This window comes from Aeromonas lusitana, assembly GCF_002812985.1.
Classification (GTDB): Bacteria; Pseudomonadota; Gammaproteobacteria; order Enterobacterales; family Aeromonadaceae; genus Aeromonas; species Aeromonas lusitana.
This window is the reverse complement of record NZ_PGCP01000001.1, coordinates 119,522-136,912: the sequence shown is the minus strand read 5'-3', so window position 1 is coordinate 136,912 and position 17,391 is coordinate 119,522. Positions and strand designations below refer to the sequence as shown.

15 protein-coding genes are annotated in these 17,391 nt (G+C 62.5%); 6 read left to right on the top strand and 9 right to left on the bottom strand.

Annotated elements, in window-relative coordinates; genetic code table 11:
- Positions 1-65: 65 nt before the first annotated feature.
- On the top strand, positions 66-965 hold the full coding sequence (locus CUC44_RS00595; RefSeq protein ID WP_100858067.1) for a DMT family transporter: 900 nt from the start codon (positions 66-68) through the stop codon (positions 963-965).
- A 98-nt stretch (positions 966-1,063) separates the two neighbouring features.
- Here the strand turns inward: CUC44_RS00595 and CUC44_RS00590 are convergent, their stop codons facing one another.
- The 4 genes from CUC44_RS00590 to CUC44_RS00575 are packed head-to-tail and all read right to left on the bottom strand — an operon-like array spanning position 1,064 to position 6,214.
- Complete coding sequence (locus CUC44_RS00590; protein WP_100858066.1) at positions 1,064-1,756, bottom strand: response regulator; 693 nt, start codon at positions 1,754-1,756, stop codon at positions 1,064-1,066.
- A 3-nt stretch (positions 1,757-1,759) separates the two neighbouring features.
- Positions 1,760-3,325, bottom strand: coding sequence for an ATP-binding protein (locus CUC44_RS00585; protein WP_100858065.1), 1,566 nt, complete (start codon positions 3,323-3,325; stop codon positions 1,760-1,762).
- Between the two features lie 17 nt (positions 3,326-3,342).
- Positions 3,343-4,893 (bottom strand): NAD-dependent malic enzyme, encoded by a 1,551-nt coding sequence (locus tag CUC44_RS00580; protein WP_100858064.1) that lies wholly within the window; start codon positions 4,891-4,893, stop codon positions 3,343-3,345.
- 10 nt (positions 4,894-4,903) lie between these two features.
- Positions 4,904-6,214, bottom strand: a complete 1,311-nt coding sequence (locus CUC44_RS00575; protein ID WP_100858063.1) for a 2-hydroxycarboxylate transporter family protein — start codon at positions 6,212-6,214, stop codon at positions 4,904-4,906.
- A gap of 269 nt (positions 6,215-6,483) precedes the next feature.
- Here CUC44_RS00575 and slyA point away from each other — a divergent pair, with 269 nt between their 5' ends.
- The 4 genes from slyA (at position 6,484) to CUC44_RS00555 (ending at position 9,597) form a co-directional block, all read left to right on the top strand.
- The gene (gene slyA / locus CUC44_RS00570) at positions 6,484-6,957 is read left to right on the top strand and encodes a transcriptional regulator SlyA (RefSeq protein WP_100858062.1); all 474 of its coding nucleotides are present in this window, start codon (positions 6,484-6,486) and stop codon (positions 6,955-6,957) included.
- Position 6,958: 1 nt separating this feature from the next.
- Positions 6,959-8,014, top strand: a complete 1,056-nt coding sequence (locus CUC44_RS00565; RefSeq protein WP_100858061.1) for an HlyD family secretion protein — start codon at positions 6,959-6,961, stop codon at positions 8,012-8,014.
- A gap of 10 nt (positions 8,015-8,024) precedes the next feature.
- The gene (locus tag CUC44_RS00560; RefSeq protein WP_100858114.1) at positions 8,025-9,053 is read left to right on the top strand and encodes a DUF2955 domain-containing protein; all 1,029 of its coding nucleotides are present in this window, start codon (positions 8,025-8,027) and stop codon (positions 9,051-9,053) included.
- Positions 9,054-9,237: 184 nt separating this feature from the next.
- Complete coding sequence (locus CUC44_RS00555; RefSeq protein WP_100858060.1) at positions 9,238-9,597, top strand: MliC family protein; 360 nt, start codon at positions 9,238-9,240, stop codon at positions 9,595-9,597.
- 109 nt (positions 9,598-9,706) lie between these two features.
- On the opposite strand, the gene CUC44_RS00550 is transcribed toward CUC44_RS00555, so the two are convergent.
- From CUC44_RS00550 to nrdD, 3 genes are all read right to left on the bottom strand, one after another.
- Positions 9,707-9,877, bottom strand: a complete 171-nt coding sequence (locus CUC44_RS00550) for a YqaE/Pmp3 family membrane protein (protein WP_041993510.1) — start codon at positions 9,875-9,877, stop codon at positions 9,707-9,709.
- A gap of 62 nt (positions 9,878-9,939) precedes the next feature.
- The gene (nrdG, locus tag CUC44_RS00545) at positions 9,940-10,449 is read right to left on the bottom strand and encodes an anaerobic ribonucleoside-triphosphate reductase-activating protein (protein WP_100858059.1); all 510 of its coding nucleotides are present in this window, start codon (positions 10,447-10,449) and stop codon (positions 9,940-9,942) included.
- Positions 10,450-10,540: 91 nt separating this feature from the next.
- Entirely contained in the window at positions 10,541-12,658 is a 2,118-nt protein-coding gene (gene nrdD / locus CUC44_RS00540; RefSeq protein WP_100858058.1) for an anaerobic ribonucleoside-triphosphate reductase, read from the bottom strand.
- A gap of 441 nt (positions 12,659-13,099) precedes the next feature.
- Between nrdD and CUC44_RS00535 the strand changes: the two genes are divergently transcribed.
- Positions 13,100-14,077, top strand: a complete 978-nt coding sequence (locus CUC44_RS00535) for an ABC transporter substrate-binding protein (protein ID WP_100858057.1) — start codon at positions 13,100-13,102, stop codon at positions 14,075-14,077.
- 57 nt (positions 14,078-14,134) lie between these two features.
- Here CUC44_RS00535 and ligA read toward each other — a convergent pair whose 3' ends face one another.
- Together ligA and zipA are read right to left on the bottom strand one after the other, a co-directional pair.
- Positions 14,135-16,141, bottom strand: a complete 2,007-nt coding sequence (gene ligA / locus CUC44_RS00530; RefSeq protein WP_100858056.1) for an NAD-dependent DNA ligase LigA — start codon at positions 16,139-16,141, stop codon at positions 14,135-14,137.
- A gap of 101 nt (positions 16,142-16,242) precedes the next feature.
- Positions 16,243-17,376, bottom strand: a complete 1,134-nt coding sequence (gene zipA, locus CUC44_RS00525) for a cell division protein ZipA (protein ID WP_100858055.1) — start codon at positions 17,374-17,376, stop codon at positions 16,243-16,245.
- Positions 17,377-17,391: the final 15 nt, after the last annotated feature.

The window sequence follows — 17,391 nt, the reverse complement described above, 5'->3', positions numbered from 1 at the left end:
GTTTTACGTTACTTCACAACAGAAAGACAGGGGTAGACTAGCAACCTGACATTAAGGAGTCATCCATGCGTCTCTTCTCCCCCCTCCTGTTTCCCCTGATGGCGGTGCTGATCTGGGCTACCAATACCGTGGTCTCCAAGGCTGCCGCCGGCGTGGTCGATCCCGCCGCCATCTCGTTCTACCGCTGGGTGCTCGCGGCTCTGGCCCTGTCGCCTTTCTGCCTGCCCCAGCTGTGGCGCCGCCGGGCCGAGTTTCGCCCCTGGCTCGGCAAGCTGCTGGTGCTCTCCCTGCTCGGCATGGTGCTCTATCAGTGCCTCGCCTACTACGCAGCCCACAGCACCTCGGCCACCAACATGGGGGTCATAGGCTCACTGCTGCCGCTGCTGACCCTGCTGATCGGCGCCGCCTTCTTCGGCCAGAAACCCGGCAAGCAGGCGCTGGCGGGCATGAGCGTCTCCCTGTTCGGGGTGTTCTGGCTGCTGAGCCAGGGCCAGCCGCTGACGCTCTTGCACAACGGCATCAATCCCGGGGATGGCATGATGCTGCTGGGGGCGGCCAGCTATGCGCTCTATGGCTTGTTGATCCGCCGCTGGCAGCTGCCGTTCGGCCCCTGGCTCAACCTCTATGTGCAGATCCTGCTGGCGGTGCTGCTGCTCATCCCGGTCGCTCTCAGCGCAGATTCCCTGGCGGTGCCGCGGGAGGGCTGGAGCATGGTGTTGTTCGCCGGGCTCGCTTCTTCGCTGCTGGCGGCCTACTGCTGGATGCGCGGCCTGGCCTGCCTCGGGGCCGAGCGCACCTCGGTGTTTATGAACCTGATCCCGCTGTTCACCGCCATGATCGCCGTCACCAGCCTGGGGGAACCCATCCACGGCTATCATCTGCTCGGCGGCGGCCTGATCCTCGGCGGTGTCATGTGCTCCCAGATCAAGGCCAGAAGACGCACTCCACTGCTGGAAGAGGCCTAGGCAGTGATAGCTGCCGCCAGGATTATCCAAGGCAGTGCAAGACACCAAAACAACAAGGGAGCCGAGGCTCCCTTGTTGTTTCTTCACTCCCACAGCGGCTAGCTCACGCGACGCCAGTGATAACGCCGCTCAGGTCGACCGCGCTGACCGTAGTTCAGATCCACGTCCAGCTTGTCTTCAGATTCCAGAAACTCCAGATAACGGCGCGCCGTGGTACGGCTTAGCGACAGGCGCAGCGCCACCGTATCGGTGGAAAACGCCGTGTCCGGCTCCCCGGCCAGCAGTTCCAGCACCTGGCGCAGGGTAATGGCGTCTATGCCCTTGGGGGTGTCGCGCACGTCCCTCGGCTGGATGCGACCCTTTCCCATCAGCCGGTCCAGATCGCTCTGCTCGAGCAGGCCGCGCTCGCACAGGCGGCGATGCAGGGTCAGGATCTCATCCAGGCTCTGCTGGATACGAAACAGTCGCAGCGGCTTGATGATGTAGTCTTGAACCCCCAGGTTCAGGGCCTGCTGTATGGTCTCCACGTCACAAGAAGCGGTGACCATGACCACGAACACCTCGCGGTTGTGGTTGCGCAGCCGGTTCACCCACTCCAGCCCGGAGCCATCGGGCAGGGAGATGTCGACGATCAGCAGTTGAGGTTCGGTGGCGCGCAGCATGAGATCGGCCTGGGCCAGGCTCTCCGCCCGCCCCAGCAGGGAGTAACCCGCGTTCGAGGAGACCAGCTCGCCAAGGATGGCCCCGATCCGCTCGTCGTCCTCGATAATAAGCGTGAAAATTGGCTTCATGACTCACACCAATTGGTTTTTATTCAAATAGATACCGAACAAAGTGGTCTGCTCGGCGGTGCGTCGCCATTCTATCACACCCCCACGGCGGGCCACGGTCTTCTTGACCAGAAAGAGACCTACGCCATGATCTCCGGTCTGGCGACTGACGCCATAGTCGAACAGATGGTCCGCCAGCGCCTCGTCCACCCCCACGCCACTATCCTCCACCTCGATCACCAACCGCCGGCCGAAGTCATCGATGGAAAGCAGCACCCTGGGGGGGCAATGCTCGCGATTCGCCCAGGCGGCGCGCAGGCCGTTGTCCAGCAGGTTGCCAAGGCAGGTGATGAGATCTGCCGACACCTCGGCCGGGTATTCTCCGAGGGCCGAGCCGGGATCCAGCACCAGTTCGACCCCAAGCTCCCGCGCCCGGCTGAACTTGCCGAGGATAAGCCCCGCCACCGGCTTGTTCTCTATGGCCCGCAACAGGTCCTGCAGCATGTTCTGGCAGGCCTCGTTCTCCTGCTGGATGAGCTCAACCGCCTCGTCCACGTGACCGAGCTGCAGCAGACCGGATAGGCTGCCCAGCTTGTTGGCAAACTCGTGGGTCTGGATGCGCAGCATCTCGGCATACTGGCGCAGATGAGTGACCTGCATGCCGAGGCTGCCGGTGCCATCCGGTCGGCTGAAGATGAGCATGCGCCCGGGCTCCCGGCCGCTGAGCTCCTGCCAGTGGCCGACGAAGTCCTCCCCCTGCACTGTGAAATGCACCCCGCCCTCCTGACTCAGGGCCGGCAGCAGGCTGGGGGCCAGCTCGGCCAGGGATTGTCCCAGCAGGGCGTGGCGGCCGGTGCCTGGCAGTCGCAACTGATAGAAAGCCGCGCTGTTGAGCATCTTGATCCTGTGCTGACCGTCGAGGGCGATGATCCCCTCCGAGATCCCCTCCAGCACCAGATCCTGCTGGGCGAAGCGGTTGACTATGGTCTCAGGCTCCAAGTCCAGCAGGGTGCGGCGCAGCAAATGCTGCAACCAGAACGCCAGCAGCAGACCGCAGCCCAGCACGGCGCCGATGGCGCTGATGAGCAGGGCGATCCGCTCCAGATAGATGCCCTCCACCGTCTGCATCAGGTAACCGACCACCACGGCGCCGATGGCGCGCCCGTCCGCCCCGACCACGGGGGAGAAGCAGCGGATGGCCGGCCCTAGGGTGCCCACATCCTTGGAGCAGTAGCTGCTCAGATCCTGGATGGCTGGCCAGATATCCTCCCCGCGGAAGATCTCGCCCACCAACTCGGGGGAAGGGTGGCTGAGGCGCCTGGCATGCTCGTCCGTCACCACCATGTAGGCGGCGTCGGTGCGCTTGCAGATCCCCTGCACATAGTCACGCAGGCCCGGATCCTTGCCCAGTTGCAGGGCCTGCACCACCCGGTTATCCGCCGCCAGCACCCGCGCCAGATCGCTGCCCTTCTCCTGCAGGCTGTTCTCCAGCAGGTGGCGGATAAAGAGGGCGAGCAGGCCGCCCAAAATCAGGATCAGCAGCAGCGACAGGCCGAGGGAGAGGGCTACTAGCTGGTGGCGCAGTTTCATCGATTAACCTTGCAAACTCAGGGGACGGACCAATAGTGAGGGCGCCACCAGGTCTGGTCAATCAGAGGCGCGGGATCCCCCATAAAATCGGCCAATCCTTCCTCGCGGGCGCAAATCGCCACCGCCCTCGCCACGGTGCGGGCCACCTCCCCCACCTGCTCGATGGGGGGCAGCAGCCGGCCCTCTGCGAGCGGATAGGCACCGACCGCCCGCACCGCCGCCTGCAACATGCCATCGCTGATGCGCCGCGCCTTGACCGCGCAGGCGCCAAGACCGATACCGGGGAAGACGTAGACGTTATTGCACTGGGAGACCACCCGCGCCTCCCCCGCAACGCTTACCGGGGCGAAGGGGCTGCCGGTGGCGAGCAGGGCCCGCCCGTTTGTTGCCTGCCACACCTCGGCCGGGGTCGCCTCGGCGCTGCGGGTCGGGTTGGAGAGCGGCAGGATCACGGGTCGCTCACACACCTCTCCCATGGCGTTGAGTACCTCCTCGGTGAAGAGGCCGCCCTGGCCGCTCACCCCTATCAGTACCCCTGGCCGCAGTCGCTGAATAAGCTCTGGCAGGTATAGGCAAGCCTGCTCGGACGGACGAGCGAAGGGCTGCTGGGAGGGGGTCAGGTTGAGGCGATCCCGGCACACCAGGCCATCCTGATCAAACAGCCAGACCAATTCCGGGCTGCCCGCCAGTTGGGCCAGCATGGCGGCGATGCCGCAGCCCGCCGAACCCGCGCCGACGATCAGCACAGGGGTCTGCGCAAGGGTGCTGCCCGCCTGCTGCAAACCCGCCAGCACGCAGGCCGAGGCGACCGCCGCCGTGCCCTGGATGTCGTCGTTGAACATGCAGAGCTGGTCCCGGTAGCGAGCCAGCAGATTCGCGGCGTGCTTGCCGGCGAAGTCCTCGAACTGCAGCACAACGGCTGGCCAGCGCTTGTGGATGGCGGCCACCACCCTGTCCATGAAGTTGTAGTAGGCCTCTCCATCCACCCGTGGCGCCTGCCAGCCGAGGTAAGAGTCATCTTCCAAGAGCTCCGAGTTGTTGGTGCCCACATCCACGCACAGGGGCAGGGTGCGCGCCGGGTTGATGCCACCGGCGGCGGAGTAGAGCGCCAGCTTGCCGATGCAGATCCCCATGCCGCCGATACCGAGATCCCCGAGCCCCAGCACCCGCTCCCCGTCGGAGATGACGATGACATCCACCTCCTGCTCCACGGTCGCGAAGATGTCGTCGAGATCGTCCCTGTCGTGCCAGGAGAGGTAGAGGCCGTGGCTGCGCAGGTAGAGGTCGCTGTGACGCTGGCAGGCCTCCCCCACTACCGGGGTGTAGATGATGGGCAAGAGCTCCGGCAGGTGGTGGCGCACCAGATCGTAAAACAGCACAGGGTTGTCTTCTTGTAGCTGGCGCAGCAGCAGATGCTGATCAAAGGGGCTCTGCATGGCAGACACCAGTCGATAGATGCGGCGGCGCTGCTGGGAGAGGGACTCCTCCTTGTGGGGCATACGCCCCATCAGGCCCTGACGCTTGCGTTCGGCATAGGGCAAGCTGGTGCCCATCATGATGTCGTTCATATTCGATTCCTTATGCCAGCAGCGAGATGAGCAGGGTGGCCAGGATCAACATGACGGCCCCCCCGAGACGAGACGAAATCTGGGCGAACGGCATCAACTTCATGCGCTGGGCCGCCGACAGCACGGCCACATCCCCCGTGCCCCCCATGTTGGCCATGCACAAACCGCCGGTGATAGCCGCCTCTATGGGATAGAAGCCAATCATGCGACCGACGATGGCCGCTCCCAGGGCGCCGCCCACGACAGTGGTCAGCACCATGATGAAGTAGTTGACCGAGAAGGCACCGATGAGCTCGGGAATGCTGGTATAGGCGACCCCGATCCCCACCAGCAGGGAGGGAGTCAGGTTGCTCACCACAAACTGGTACCAGTCGGCGGCAGCCTGCTCGTAGCGGCGCGGCAACACGCCGCTCACCTTGATGATGGCGACCGCCAGTATCATGAGGGCGAAGGGGTGCATGGGGATGAAGTTACCGAGCAATGAGCCCAGTACGAACATGCTGGAGCTGATGAAGAGACCGAGCCCCAGGCTCTCCAAGGTCGGCGGCTGCACTTCTTCGTCCGCCACGCTCTGGCTGCTCTCTTTTATCATCAGCTTGCCGTTGCCGGTCAGGGAAGGATAACGGCGGCCGAGACGGGCCAGCATGGTGCCCACCAGAATGGCCAGGGTGTTGGCGATCACCACGGCCGGTACCATGCGAGACAGCAGGTCGGCGCTGGACATCTGCAAGGGGCCGGAGAGGATCTCCACCAGGGGTACGGCGCCGGCACCCATGCCGCCGCCCATGATGGGCAGGCCGATGAGCAGCACAGCATTCTTGAAGCCATATCCCAGCAGAGTACCCACCAGACCGACGCTGACCAGCGCCAGGACCACGCCCCCCAGGATCACAGGCAGGTAGCGCATGGCGGCATTTTTCAACAGGGAGCCGCTCATGCCAAACACGGAGCCGGTCACCAGGCTGGCGATGAAGAAGTTCAAAAAGCCCCCTTCCTTCATGAACCCTGTGATGACCTGGCCCGCCGCCGTCGGCATGAGGCCATATTCAAACAGGGCGGCGCCGCCGAAGATGGCGAGTATGGTGCCGCCCCCCAGGTATTCGCGGATGGGGGTGATGCGCTCACCGATCTCGGTCAGCAGGGTGCCGAGCACGAACATCAGGGCCAGGGCGCCCACCATGCCGAGCGGCAGGGAGCCGTTCCAGCCGGAGAACAGGACACAGGTGGCGAGCCCGAGGAAGATCATCATGGGCATGCCGGCAATCTGCTGGTCGCTCCAGGCGACCTTGGCTTGTACTTGGGGGGTAGAGAGGTTTTTCATTGTTATGCTCCAACATGTGGTGTGGCGCTACTCTAATGATCCTCTCCACCACTGTCGGTTAGCGGACTTGCAAAGCCATATAAAAACATTGAAACCTTAAGCACCATTTGCCGGCTGGCGCCTCTCGCCAGACCAGGCCTGCGAAGCAACTATCCCCCTCATCTAGCACACTCCTTGCACTATTACTTGAACGTGAGCTGTATCACACTATTTACTTAGCCTGCGAAATAAATATAATACTTAGCAGGCTAAGTAATGAGGCGACAGAAATGGAAAACGATCTGGACATGCTGCGGGAATTGTCCCTCGCCGAGCGACTGGGACGACTGCACCGATTGTGGCGTACCGTCGCCGATCTCGAACTGGCGCCGCTGGGTCTGACCCATCCCCGCTGGACCGCGCTGTGGAAGCTGTGCCAGCGCGGCGGCCGGCTCGGTCAGAAGGCCCTCGCCGAGGCCCTCGAAATCGAGTTGCCCTCCCTGATGCGCACCTTGGGCCAGCTGGAAGAGCAGGGCCTTATCGAGCGCCACTGCTGCAGCCAGGACAAGCGGGCCCGCATCGTCACCCTGACCGCTGCCGGCAAAGCACTGCTGGATCAGATAGAGGATCGCATCATGGTGATCCGCCGCGAATTGCTCACCGGCATCAGCCCGCAAGAGCTGGCGCAATTTGAAGATATCGTCCACCGCATCAGCGCCAACGCCCTCGGCAAAATAGCCGCCCAGAATGAAGAGAGAGAATAAGATGACCCCGGATCAACAATTCAAGCGCTGGATCAAATGGGCAAGCGCCTGCTTCGTGCTGGTATTTGGCTACTTCCTGATCGCCGACATCAAGATGCCGCTGACGCCGCAAGCCATGGCCACCCGGGTGGTCACCAAGATGGCGCCCCAGGTCAGTGGCAAGGTGGTCGAGGTCTCGGTCACCAACAACCAGCACGTCAAGCAAGGGGATCTGCTGTTCACCCTGGACCCAGTTCCCTTCCAGCTCGCCGTCGAGCAGGCCCGCCTCGCCCTCGATCAAGCCGAGCAACAGAACCACCAGCTGGATGCGACCTTGAGCGCCGTCTCGGCCGAGTACAGCTCGCTGCAGACCCAAACCGCCCAGAAACAGCGAGAGGCGGCACGCATTGATGCCCTCTATCGCCGCAACATGGTCTCCGAGCAGCAAAAAGACGATGCGGACAGCGCCGCCCGTACCGCTCAGGCCAATCTGCTGGCGAGTCAGGCTCGCATGGAGCAGGCCAAGGTCAACCGGGGCTTGTCCGGTGACGACAACCTGTTGCTGCGCCAGGCCCGTAACCGCCTCGCCCAGGCCGAGCTCAACCTCACCTACAGCCAGGTCCATGCGAGCCAGGACGGCATCATCACCAACCTGCAACTCAAACCGGGCAGCGTGGCCACGGCGGGATCCCCCCTGCTGGCCCTGGTATCCGAGCAGGTGGACGTGATCGCCGATTTTCGCGAGAAGAGCCTGCGCCACATCAGCGCCGGCAGCCGCGCCCTGATCGCCTTTGATGGCGAACCCGGCCGCCTCTATCCCGCCCGCGTCTCCAGCCTGGATGCCGGGGTCAGCGCCGGTCAGTTCGATGCCAACGGCCTGCTGGCCAATCCAGTCGAATCGGATCGCTGGGTACGCGATGCCCAGCGCCTGCGCCTGCATCTCGCGCTCGAGCAGTTGCCCGCCCACCTACCGGCCGGCGCCCGCGCCACCGTCCAGCTGTTGCCAGACAACGCCCTGAGCGCCCTGTTCGCGCGCGGCCAGATCCATCTGCTCAGCCTGCTGCACTACATCTACTGAGATGGCGACCATGAACCTGTGGCACAGGGCCCTCACCGCCAACGAGCTACGCCAATGCCTGCGCATAGCCTTTGGCTGTACCCTGGGATTCTTGCTCTGCAAGATGTTCGGCTGGAACTACGGGGTCTTCTTCACCGTCACCCCCATGCTGCTGCTCGGCATGGTGCCCGTGATGAACGGCCACGCCGCTCGTCAGCTCATCGCCGCCGCCGTGATGTGCGGCTTGGAAGTGGGTCTGCTTGGGGGCCTGTTTGGCAGCCACCCCGGCCTGATGCTGCCCATCGTCTTCCTGCTGTTCCTCTATCGCTTCGCCGCCATGTCCCGGGGCAGCCTGTTTCTGTTTGGCGCCAATGGCGTGTTGAGTCTCAGCATCATGCTGCACTTTGCCAGCTACCCCGAGACCGACTTGAACGATCTTATCTTCAGCAACCTGTGGGCCAGCGTGCTGTCGGTGCTCATCGCCTATCTGATGACGGCCCTGCTGCCAGATGTGGAGCCGCGACCCAAACCGGCAGCCTCCCCCAAGGAGCCGCACCGGATGCGCCACGAGGCCCTGCTCGGCGCCAGCATCGCCACCCTGTCGTTCATGGTGTTCCAGCTGTTCGATCTGCGCGATTCCATGTCCGCTCAGGCCACCACCTTGCTGCTCTTGTTCCCCATGCACTGGAACGGAGCGCTGAGCTATGCCCGCAAGCGGGCCATGGGCACCCTGCTCGGGGTCAGCTTCGGCATTCTCGGCCAGCTGGTGCTCTATGACTGGTCCGGTCAACTGCTGCTGGTCACCCCCTTGCTCTGGCTCGGCGCCATGCTGTTCAGCCATGCCCATGTGAAGGAGGCTAGCGGCTCCGGCGTCGGTTTCGGCGCCCTCACCACCCTCGGCATTCTGTTCGGCCAGTACCTGACGCCGGGCAACGACCTGGTATTCAGCGCCCTCTACCGGGTCAGCAGCATCTTGTTTGCCATCGTGGTCACCCTGCTGGCCTGTTACCTCATCCACCGGGTGTTGAACCACTTCGAGGCAACCCGCTTCGGTCATTGAATCCTTTTTCTGCCGCTCATGGATGCGCGCCCTTTCGCCCCGATATGCCTACCGGGGCGTTTTTTTGTCTGCAAATTGCCTTCATTGGGCTGACGCATCTCGACGCAAGCCCGTCCCCCGGAGGTTGCAGTTGTGCCTCAGCCTGTTAGGCTCAACCCCATATGACACCGATGAAGGATTCAATATGAAACACGCCAAGCTCTTTTTACTGGGTGCAGGGGCCCTGACGCTGCTCAGCGGCTGTGAGCTGGGTGCCGGCAAGCTGGGCGTCACCGGCGGCGATTCGGTCACCTATCTGTGCGAGCAGAACAAGAAGGTACAGGTGCGCTACTTCTCTCTCTCCGACGACAGCCTGAACTTCATCAAGCTGGCCCTGCCGGATGGCAAGGATTACACCCTGCCCCAGGCGGTCTCCGCCTCCGGTGCCCGTTATACCGATGATCACGAAGTAGTCTGGTGGAACAAGGGCAAGGAAGGTTTCGTTGAGATGCGGGATCAAGAGGGTGAGTGGCAGAGCCTCTACAACGCCTGCAAAGAGCAGTAATCACACTCAATACAAGCGTCCCCCAATAACAAACACCCCGGCCAGACCGGGGTGTTTGTTATGAAAAGGCCAACCCTGAGGTTGGCCTTTGTTAAGGGCGGAGGAGAAATCAAGCTCGTTTGTCGGTGACCACCAACCAGAGCGCGTGGACCATGCCGGGCAGACCGCCGAGCAGGGTCAGCACTATGTTGATCAGAAAATGCAGGCTGAAGCCCACCTGGATAAAGGCGCACACTGGGGGCAGGAAGATTGCCAGCAGGATCTTGAGCAGGTTGTTCATCTCGGTTCCTCGTTAACGGTATTTGAGAGCGTCGGATGGGCTAACCATAAACAGCCTTGGCCTCAACTGCAAACCAGACAGGGGATCCGCTCCCCATTATTTCGCCAGCCGTTGAGATCGTGGATCTGCTGATTGCTGCTGCCGCGCCAGAGCAGGCCGGGATCCGCCAACCCCTTCTCGAACTTGCCATCCACCAGCACATCCAGCAAGGCCACCAGCTCCCGCTGGGGGGCACTGAGCTCGCCGAGCAAGTAACCGGTCCAGCACCAGATGTCCTTGCCAGGGCACTCGGCCCGTACCCGCTTCACCAGCGCCAGCACAAAAGGCACGTTGGCGGGATGGAGCGGATCACCGCCCGAGAGCGACAACCCGCGCCGCTTGATGCGCGTGTCGTTGAGATCCCGGATGATGCGATCGCTCGTGATCTGGTCGAACGGCTTGCCGCCATCGAGGCGCCAGGTGCTCTGGTTGTAGCAACCGGGGCACTGGTGCTCGCAGCCCGACACGAACAGGGTGGCGCGGGTGCCCGGGCCATTGATCACATCGACCGGGTAATACTGGTGATAATGCATCTTCTCTCCTCACCCCATCACGGGCACTCGGTCCGCCAATAAAAAAGGCTCCCTCATCATCAGGAGCCATCTCGTCGCTCAGCCGCCTGGCTTACATATGCTTAACCCGGCGCTTGACCTCTTCCTGCTTGCCCGCGTTGAAGGGGCGCGCATCCGGGCTACCGAGGTAGCCGCACACCCGACGGGTCACCGACACCTTGGCAGGGTCATGGTTGCCACAGCGCGGGCAGGTGAAGCCCTTGGAGGTGCACTCGAACTCGCCGGTGAAGCCGCAGTCGTAGCACTCGTCGATGGGGGTGTTGGTACCGTAGTAGGGCACCTTGTCGTAGCTGTAATCCCAAACGTTCTCCAGCGCCTCCAGGTTGTGCTGGATGTTGGGGTACTCGCCGTAGCAGATGAAGCCGCCGTTGGCGATGGGTGGATAAGCCGCCTCGAAGTCCAGCTTGTCATAGGGGTTCACCTGCTTCTCCACATCGAGGTGGAAGCTGTTGGTGTAGTAACCCTTGTCGGTCACTCCGGCCACCACGCCGAACTCCTTGGCATCGATGCGGCAGAAGCGGGTACAGAGGTTCTCGCTCGGGGTGGAGTAGAGGCTGAAGCCATAACCTGTCTCTTCCTTCCACTCGTCGGTCGCGGCTCTCAGGCGCGCTATGATGGCAACGGCCTTCTCACGCAGCGCATCGCTGTCGAACAGGTGGGTCTGAGTACCAAACAGGGCGTTGATGGTCTCGTGCACCCCGATGTAGCCAAGGGAGATGGAGGCGCGCCCGTGTTTGAAGATCTCGCTGACGTTGTCGTCGGCCTTCAAGCGTACCCCGCAGGCCCCTTCCATGTAGAGAATGGGGGCGACCCGCGCCTTGACGCCGTCCAGACGCTTGATGCGATACATGAGCGCCGTCTTGGCAACCGCCAGGGCGGCGTCCAGCTTGTCCCAGAACTCCGCCTCATCCTTGGATTTCAAAGCGATGCGCGGCAGGTTGAGGCTCACCACCCCGATATTGTTGCGCCCCTCATGGATGAGCTCGCCATTCTCCTCGTAGGCGCCAAGGAAGGAGCGACAACCCATGGGGGTCTTGAAGGAGCCGGTCACCTTGACCACCTGGTCATAGTTGAGGATGTCCGGATACATGCGCTTGGAGGCACACTCCAGCGCCAGCTGCTTGATGTCGTAGTTAGGATCCCCAACCTTGTGATTGAGGCCATCACGGATAGCGAACACCAGTTTCGGGAACACGGCGGTCTTGCGATTCTTGCCAAGGCCGGCGATGCGGTTGCCGAGGATGGCGCGCTGGATGAGGCGAGACTCCCAGCTGTCACCGAGTCCAAAACCGAAGGTAACGAAAGGGGTCTGACCGTTGGCGGTGTGCAAGGTGTTTACTTCGTATTCCAGGGACTGGAAGGCGTCGTGGCACTCCTTCTCGGTGCGGGCCATGGCGTAGGCGTCCACATCCGCTATGCCCCACTCCTCGGCCACTTCCCTGTGCTTCTGCCAACTGATGGTCACATAGGGCGCCAGCACCTCGTCGATGCGGTTGATGGTGGTGCCGCCATAGATGTGGCTCGCCACCTGGGCGATGATCTGGGCGGTCACCGCGGTGGCGGTGCTGATGGATTTCGGGGTGTCTATCTCCGCATTGCCCATCTTGAAGCCGTGGGTCAACATCCCCTGCAGGTCGATCAGCATGCAGTTGAACATGGGGAAGAAGGGGGAGTAGTCGAGATCGTGGAAATGCAGATCGCCGCTCTCGTGGGCCTGCACCACCTCGCGGGGCAGCATGTGGCTGGTGGCATAATGCTTGGCGACGATACCGGCCAGCAGGTCCCGCTGGGTCGGGATCACCTTGGAATCCTTGTTGGCGTTCTCGTTGAGCAGGGCCGCGTTGGTCTGCTCCACCAGGCCGCGGATCTCCTGGGCCAGACGACCACGGGCCTCGCGAGCCTGATCCCGGTCGTGGCGATATTCGATATAGGCACGGGCGATGACCTTGTCATCGGAGGCCATCAGATGGTTCTCGACCCGGTTCTGGATCTCGTGGATGTCCACCTCACCTCGCCCTTCCAGCTCCTGACTGACGGTGGCGGCGACCCGCTCCCCCAGCGCTGGGTTGGCCTGGCCGACCGCAGCTGCCGCTCGATTCACCGCCTCGGCAATCAGCTGGGCATTGAATGGTGCACGGCATCCATCACGTTTGATCACAACCGGTTTCATGTGTTTTCCCCGTTTAAAGGCCAGGCGAGCGGCCCTGATTTACCCTTGTTTGGACCCCTTCACCACACCGGTTCCTCGGCGCAAATAAATTCAGCCGAGGCTTGACAAGCCTGGGCTGACAGTGAGAGGGATATCGCTTATACACAGCTTAACAACACAATATATGGGTATTTTTTTTGAATGCGACCCTATATGTGGTGCCTATTAGGCACCAAAGCGATACCGTATTTCTTGATCTATGTCAGGTTTTGAGAGGAGTGGAGCAGTTCACAGTCAGGGTCAAAAGAGGCTTTTACTGTCCATCCCAGACAGGGGGCGGGCTGGCGCCAAATTCGGGTTCTGAAGAGAGGCCATCATCCTCCGACAACAATTGACGAAGGCATGCTTTGGGTAAAACGCACATAATGGGTGCAGTGTTCAACCAAGGAGGGCAAGAGGGACATGAACCTGACCAAGGTGTTGCTAATACTACTGGCACTGCTCCCTGTTCGGCTCTGGGCCGCCGAGATCCTGGTGATCAGCAGCTATCACCCGGCCAACCTGTGGGATCAGAGTTACAGCGCCAGCCTGAAGGAGCACCTCAGGGGGGATCACCACATCAGTCACTTCTACATGGATACCAAGCGCCAGCCCCGCCAGGAGCTCGATCAGATCGCCGAGCGGGCGATGAACGCCTATCGACGGATCAAACCGGACCTGGTGGTGCTCGGTGACGACAATGCCATCAACGCCCTCGCCCGGCGCATCGCCACCGAAGGCACGCCCGTGGTGTTCCTCGGCATGAACGAGAACCCTCGCCACAAGGGGTTGGTCGGTCACCCCAACATCACCGGCGTGCTGGAGCGGCCGCTGCTCAAACGCAACATCAGCGAGATGAGCCAGCTGATGGGGGGGATAGACAAGGCACTGGTGCTGTTTGACAAGAGCGAGGTGTCGCGCACCGCCATCGAGGATGAATTCAGGAGCCAGGCCGAGCAAAGGGTCGGCCATACCCAGGTCAACAGCCAGCAGATCGACGACTACCAACGCTGGCAGGAGATAGTGCTCACCAGCCGACAACGGGGCTATGGGGCGCTCTTCATCGGCCTCTATCACACCCTGGTGGATGAGCAAGGCGCCCACGTGAGCGAGCAGCAGGTGATCGAATGGACCAACCAGCACAGCCCGGTGCCCCTGTTCTCATTCTGGGAGTTCTCGGTTGGCAAGGGCCGTGCCATCGGCGGCCTGGTACTCAACGGCCACGCTCAGGGGGAGAAGGCCGCCGAGCTGGTCAATGCCATACTGGCGGGCACCTCTCCGAGTGCCCTGTCTCCGCGCGCCGCCCTGCGTGGGGAGTATGTGTTCAGCCGGGGCGAGCTGGCCCGCTGGCAACTTCATCTGCCCCCCAGATGGCAGTCCAAGGCCCAGTGGCACGACTGAGCCCAAACACAACAAACCCGGCCATCAGCCGGGTTTGTTGTTTTGCAGAGCCAGGTTTCAGGACTGAAGTGCCGCCTGCAGCTCCTCTTCCGTCCAGACTGTGATGCCGAGCTCCTGTGCTTTGGCGAGCTTGGATCCTGCCGCTTCACCGGCCACCAGCACGTCTGTCTTGGCAGAGACGGATCCCGCCACCTTGGCGCCCAGCGCCTGCAATGCCGCCTTGGCATCGTTGCGGGAAAGCTGGGTCAGGGTGCCGGTCAGCACAAAGGTCTTGCCGGCGAACGGCTGCTCCGCGGCCTCCTTCTTCTCGATGGCCGGCCAGTGGATGCCGGCAGCCAGCAGGGCCTCCAGCACCTCTATGTTGTGGGGCTGACGCAGGAAGTAGTAGACGTGCTTGGCCACCACGTCCCCCACATCCGCCACCGCCAGCAGCTGCTCCACAGTCGCGGCGCGCAGGGCGTCCAGGGTCAGGAAGTGGTTGGCGAGGTTCAAAGCGGTCGCCTCCCCCACCTCGCGAATACCGAGCGCAAACAGGAAGCGTGGCAGCGTGGTGCTGCGCGCCGCCTCGATAGCTGCCACCAGGTTGAGCGCGGACTTGGGTCCCATCCGCTCGAGCCCGGCCAACTGGATGGCGGTTAAGCGGAACAGATCTGCCGGCGTCTTCACCAGCCCCTTGTCCACCAATTGCTCCACTATCTTGTCGCCGAGCCCATCCACGTCCATGGCGCGGCGGGAGGCGAAGTGCTTGATCGCCTCCTTGCGCTGGGCCTCACAGAACAGGCCGCCGGAGCAGCGAGTCACCGCCTCCCCCTCCAACCGCTCCAGGGCAGAGCCGCACACTGGGCACTGGGACGGGAACAGGATTTCGCGGGCATCCTGGGGACGCTGGGCCTCCACCACGGCCACGATCTGCGGGATCACGTCCCCCGCCCGGCGCACGATCACGGTATCGCCGATCATGACACCGAGGCGCTCTATTTCATCGGCATTGTGCAGGGTAGCGTTGGAGACGGTGACGCCCCCCACAAACACGGGTTTGAGCTTGGCCACCGGGGTCACGGCGCCGGTGCGACCGACCTGGAACTCGACGTTCTCCAGCAGGGTCATCTCTTCTTCTGCCGGGAACTTGTGGGCTGTGGCCCAGCGCGGTGCCCGCGCCACGAAGCCGAGCTCCAGTTGCAGTGCTATGTCGTCCACCTTGTAGACCACCCCATCGATCTCGTAGGGCAGCTCGGCGCGGCGAGCCAGGATATCGTCGTGGAACGCCTGGCAACCGGCCGCCCCTTCCTTGAGTTTTACCTCGGGGCTCAGCGGCAGTCCCCACTCTTTGAGCTGATTGAGGCGACCAAAGTGGGAATTGCCCAGTTCATCGCCACCGACCCCAACTCCGTAGGCATAGAAGCTCAAGGGGCGGCTCGCGGTGATACGAGAATCGAGCTGACGCAGGCTGCCTGCCGCGGCGTTGCGCGGGTTGACGAACACCTTCTCGCCAGCGGCCAATGCCTTCTCGTTCATCGCCTCGAAGCCGGCCTTGGGCATGAAGACCTCCCCCCTCACCTCCAAGCGGGTGGGCCAGCCGCTACCACGCAAGGCGAGCGGGATGGCCTTGATGGTACGTACGTTATCGGTGATCTCCTCGCCACTGGCGCCGTCGCCCCGGGTCGCGGCCTGTACCAGCTGGCCATCTACATAGAGCAGGCTGACCGCCAGGCCATCGAGCTTGGGCTCGCAGCAGAAGGTGAAATCAAGCCCTCGCTTCAGACGGTCGCGCATGCGCTGCTCGAACGCCATCAGCTCCTCGCTGCTGAACACGTTGTCCAGGCTCAGCATGGGGATCTCGTGGCGCACCTGCTTGAAGGCCGCGAGCGGCTGACCGCCGACTCGCACGCTGGGGGAGGCCGGGGTCTTCAGCTCGGGATGCTCAACCTCCAGACTCAGCAGCTCGCGCATCAGGCGATCGTATTCGGCATCTGGCACTGTGGGGTTGTCCAGCACATAGTACTGATGACCGTATTCGGTCAGCAGCTCACACAGTTGACGGTGGCGGGAGAGGATGTCGCTCATGGGAATGTCTCGGACTGTGATTGAAATAAGAAGGTAGCCATACAAACAAAAATGCGGCACCCAGGTACCGCATTTTTACGCTCGTCGACCCAAAGGGCGCCTTAGTCGCGATTGGCCTCGTAGGCGGCCAGTTCGTGGCGATAACGGGCGATGTCATCGTCACTCAGCGGGCTGCGGCTGGCATCGGTCAGCATGGCGTCGAGATCGCTTGCCAGCTGATCCGCGGCCTGCAACATGTGCTCGAACGCGAAGGCGGCATTGCTGCGCAGGGGCAACTGCATGAAGAGCGACACACCCGGGGTGCTGAACTGCTCCATACGATACGGGTTGAAGGTGCCCGGTTTGACCATGTTGATCATGGAGAAGAGCACTTCACCCTTGCCACCCAGGTCTTCGTGACGGTGGAAGATATCCATCTCGCCAAATTTGAAGCCCAGTGCCAGCAGGGAAGAGAGCAGGGTCGCCCCTTGCAGATCGTGACCGGGACGCGCCATCAGATTGATGACATAGACATCCTGCCAGATCTTCTCGACCGGTGGCTGTTCGAAGCGGGGCTCGGCCACCACGGGAGCGGCTTCATAGGCAGGCTCGTCATCGTAAGCCGGCTCTTCATACACAGGCGCAGCATAGCGGGGCTGAGGCTGCTGCTCGGGTGCAGGCTCGCGAGCACCGAATGTCGGCGCCTGGGCGTAAGCCGGCTCCACCAGCGGCTCTTCGTCGAGCTGCTGCATCATGGGTTCGCGCTGGGGACGGGAGCGATGCACGGGAGTACGACGAATGACCTGGGCAGGCTTGCGCACCGGGGCGGCAGGCGCCTCCTCGACAGGCTCGGCGTCCGGCTCGTCATACTCCTCTTCTTCATAGACGGGAGCAGGCGGCGGGGCGACCGGGCGAGCAGCAGGCTTGCGTACTACCGGGGGCGGCAGATCGGCGTCGTCATCCTCGTCGTCAAAATCGGGGACAGGAGCACGGCGGCTGGCTTCAGGCTGACGGGCCTCTTCGCCACGCAGCTTGGGCTCGGCACGACGCCCGCCACTGACTACACGGACCTGGCCAATGCCATCGCTGTCAAACGCATCGTTGTCACGTTCCCGTGACTTGGACTCCATCCGACCGAGCGGTTTCTCTTTGATCGGTGCCTGACGGTTCTTTCTGTTGCTCCACAACCCGTGAATGAGCAATGCCGCGATGGCAATACCGCCCAGGGCAACCAAGATGTAACGCAATTCCTGCATTAGCTGCTTCTCTTT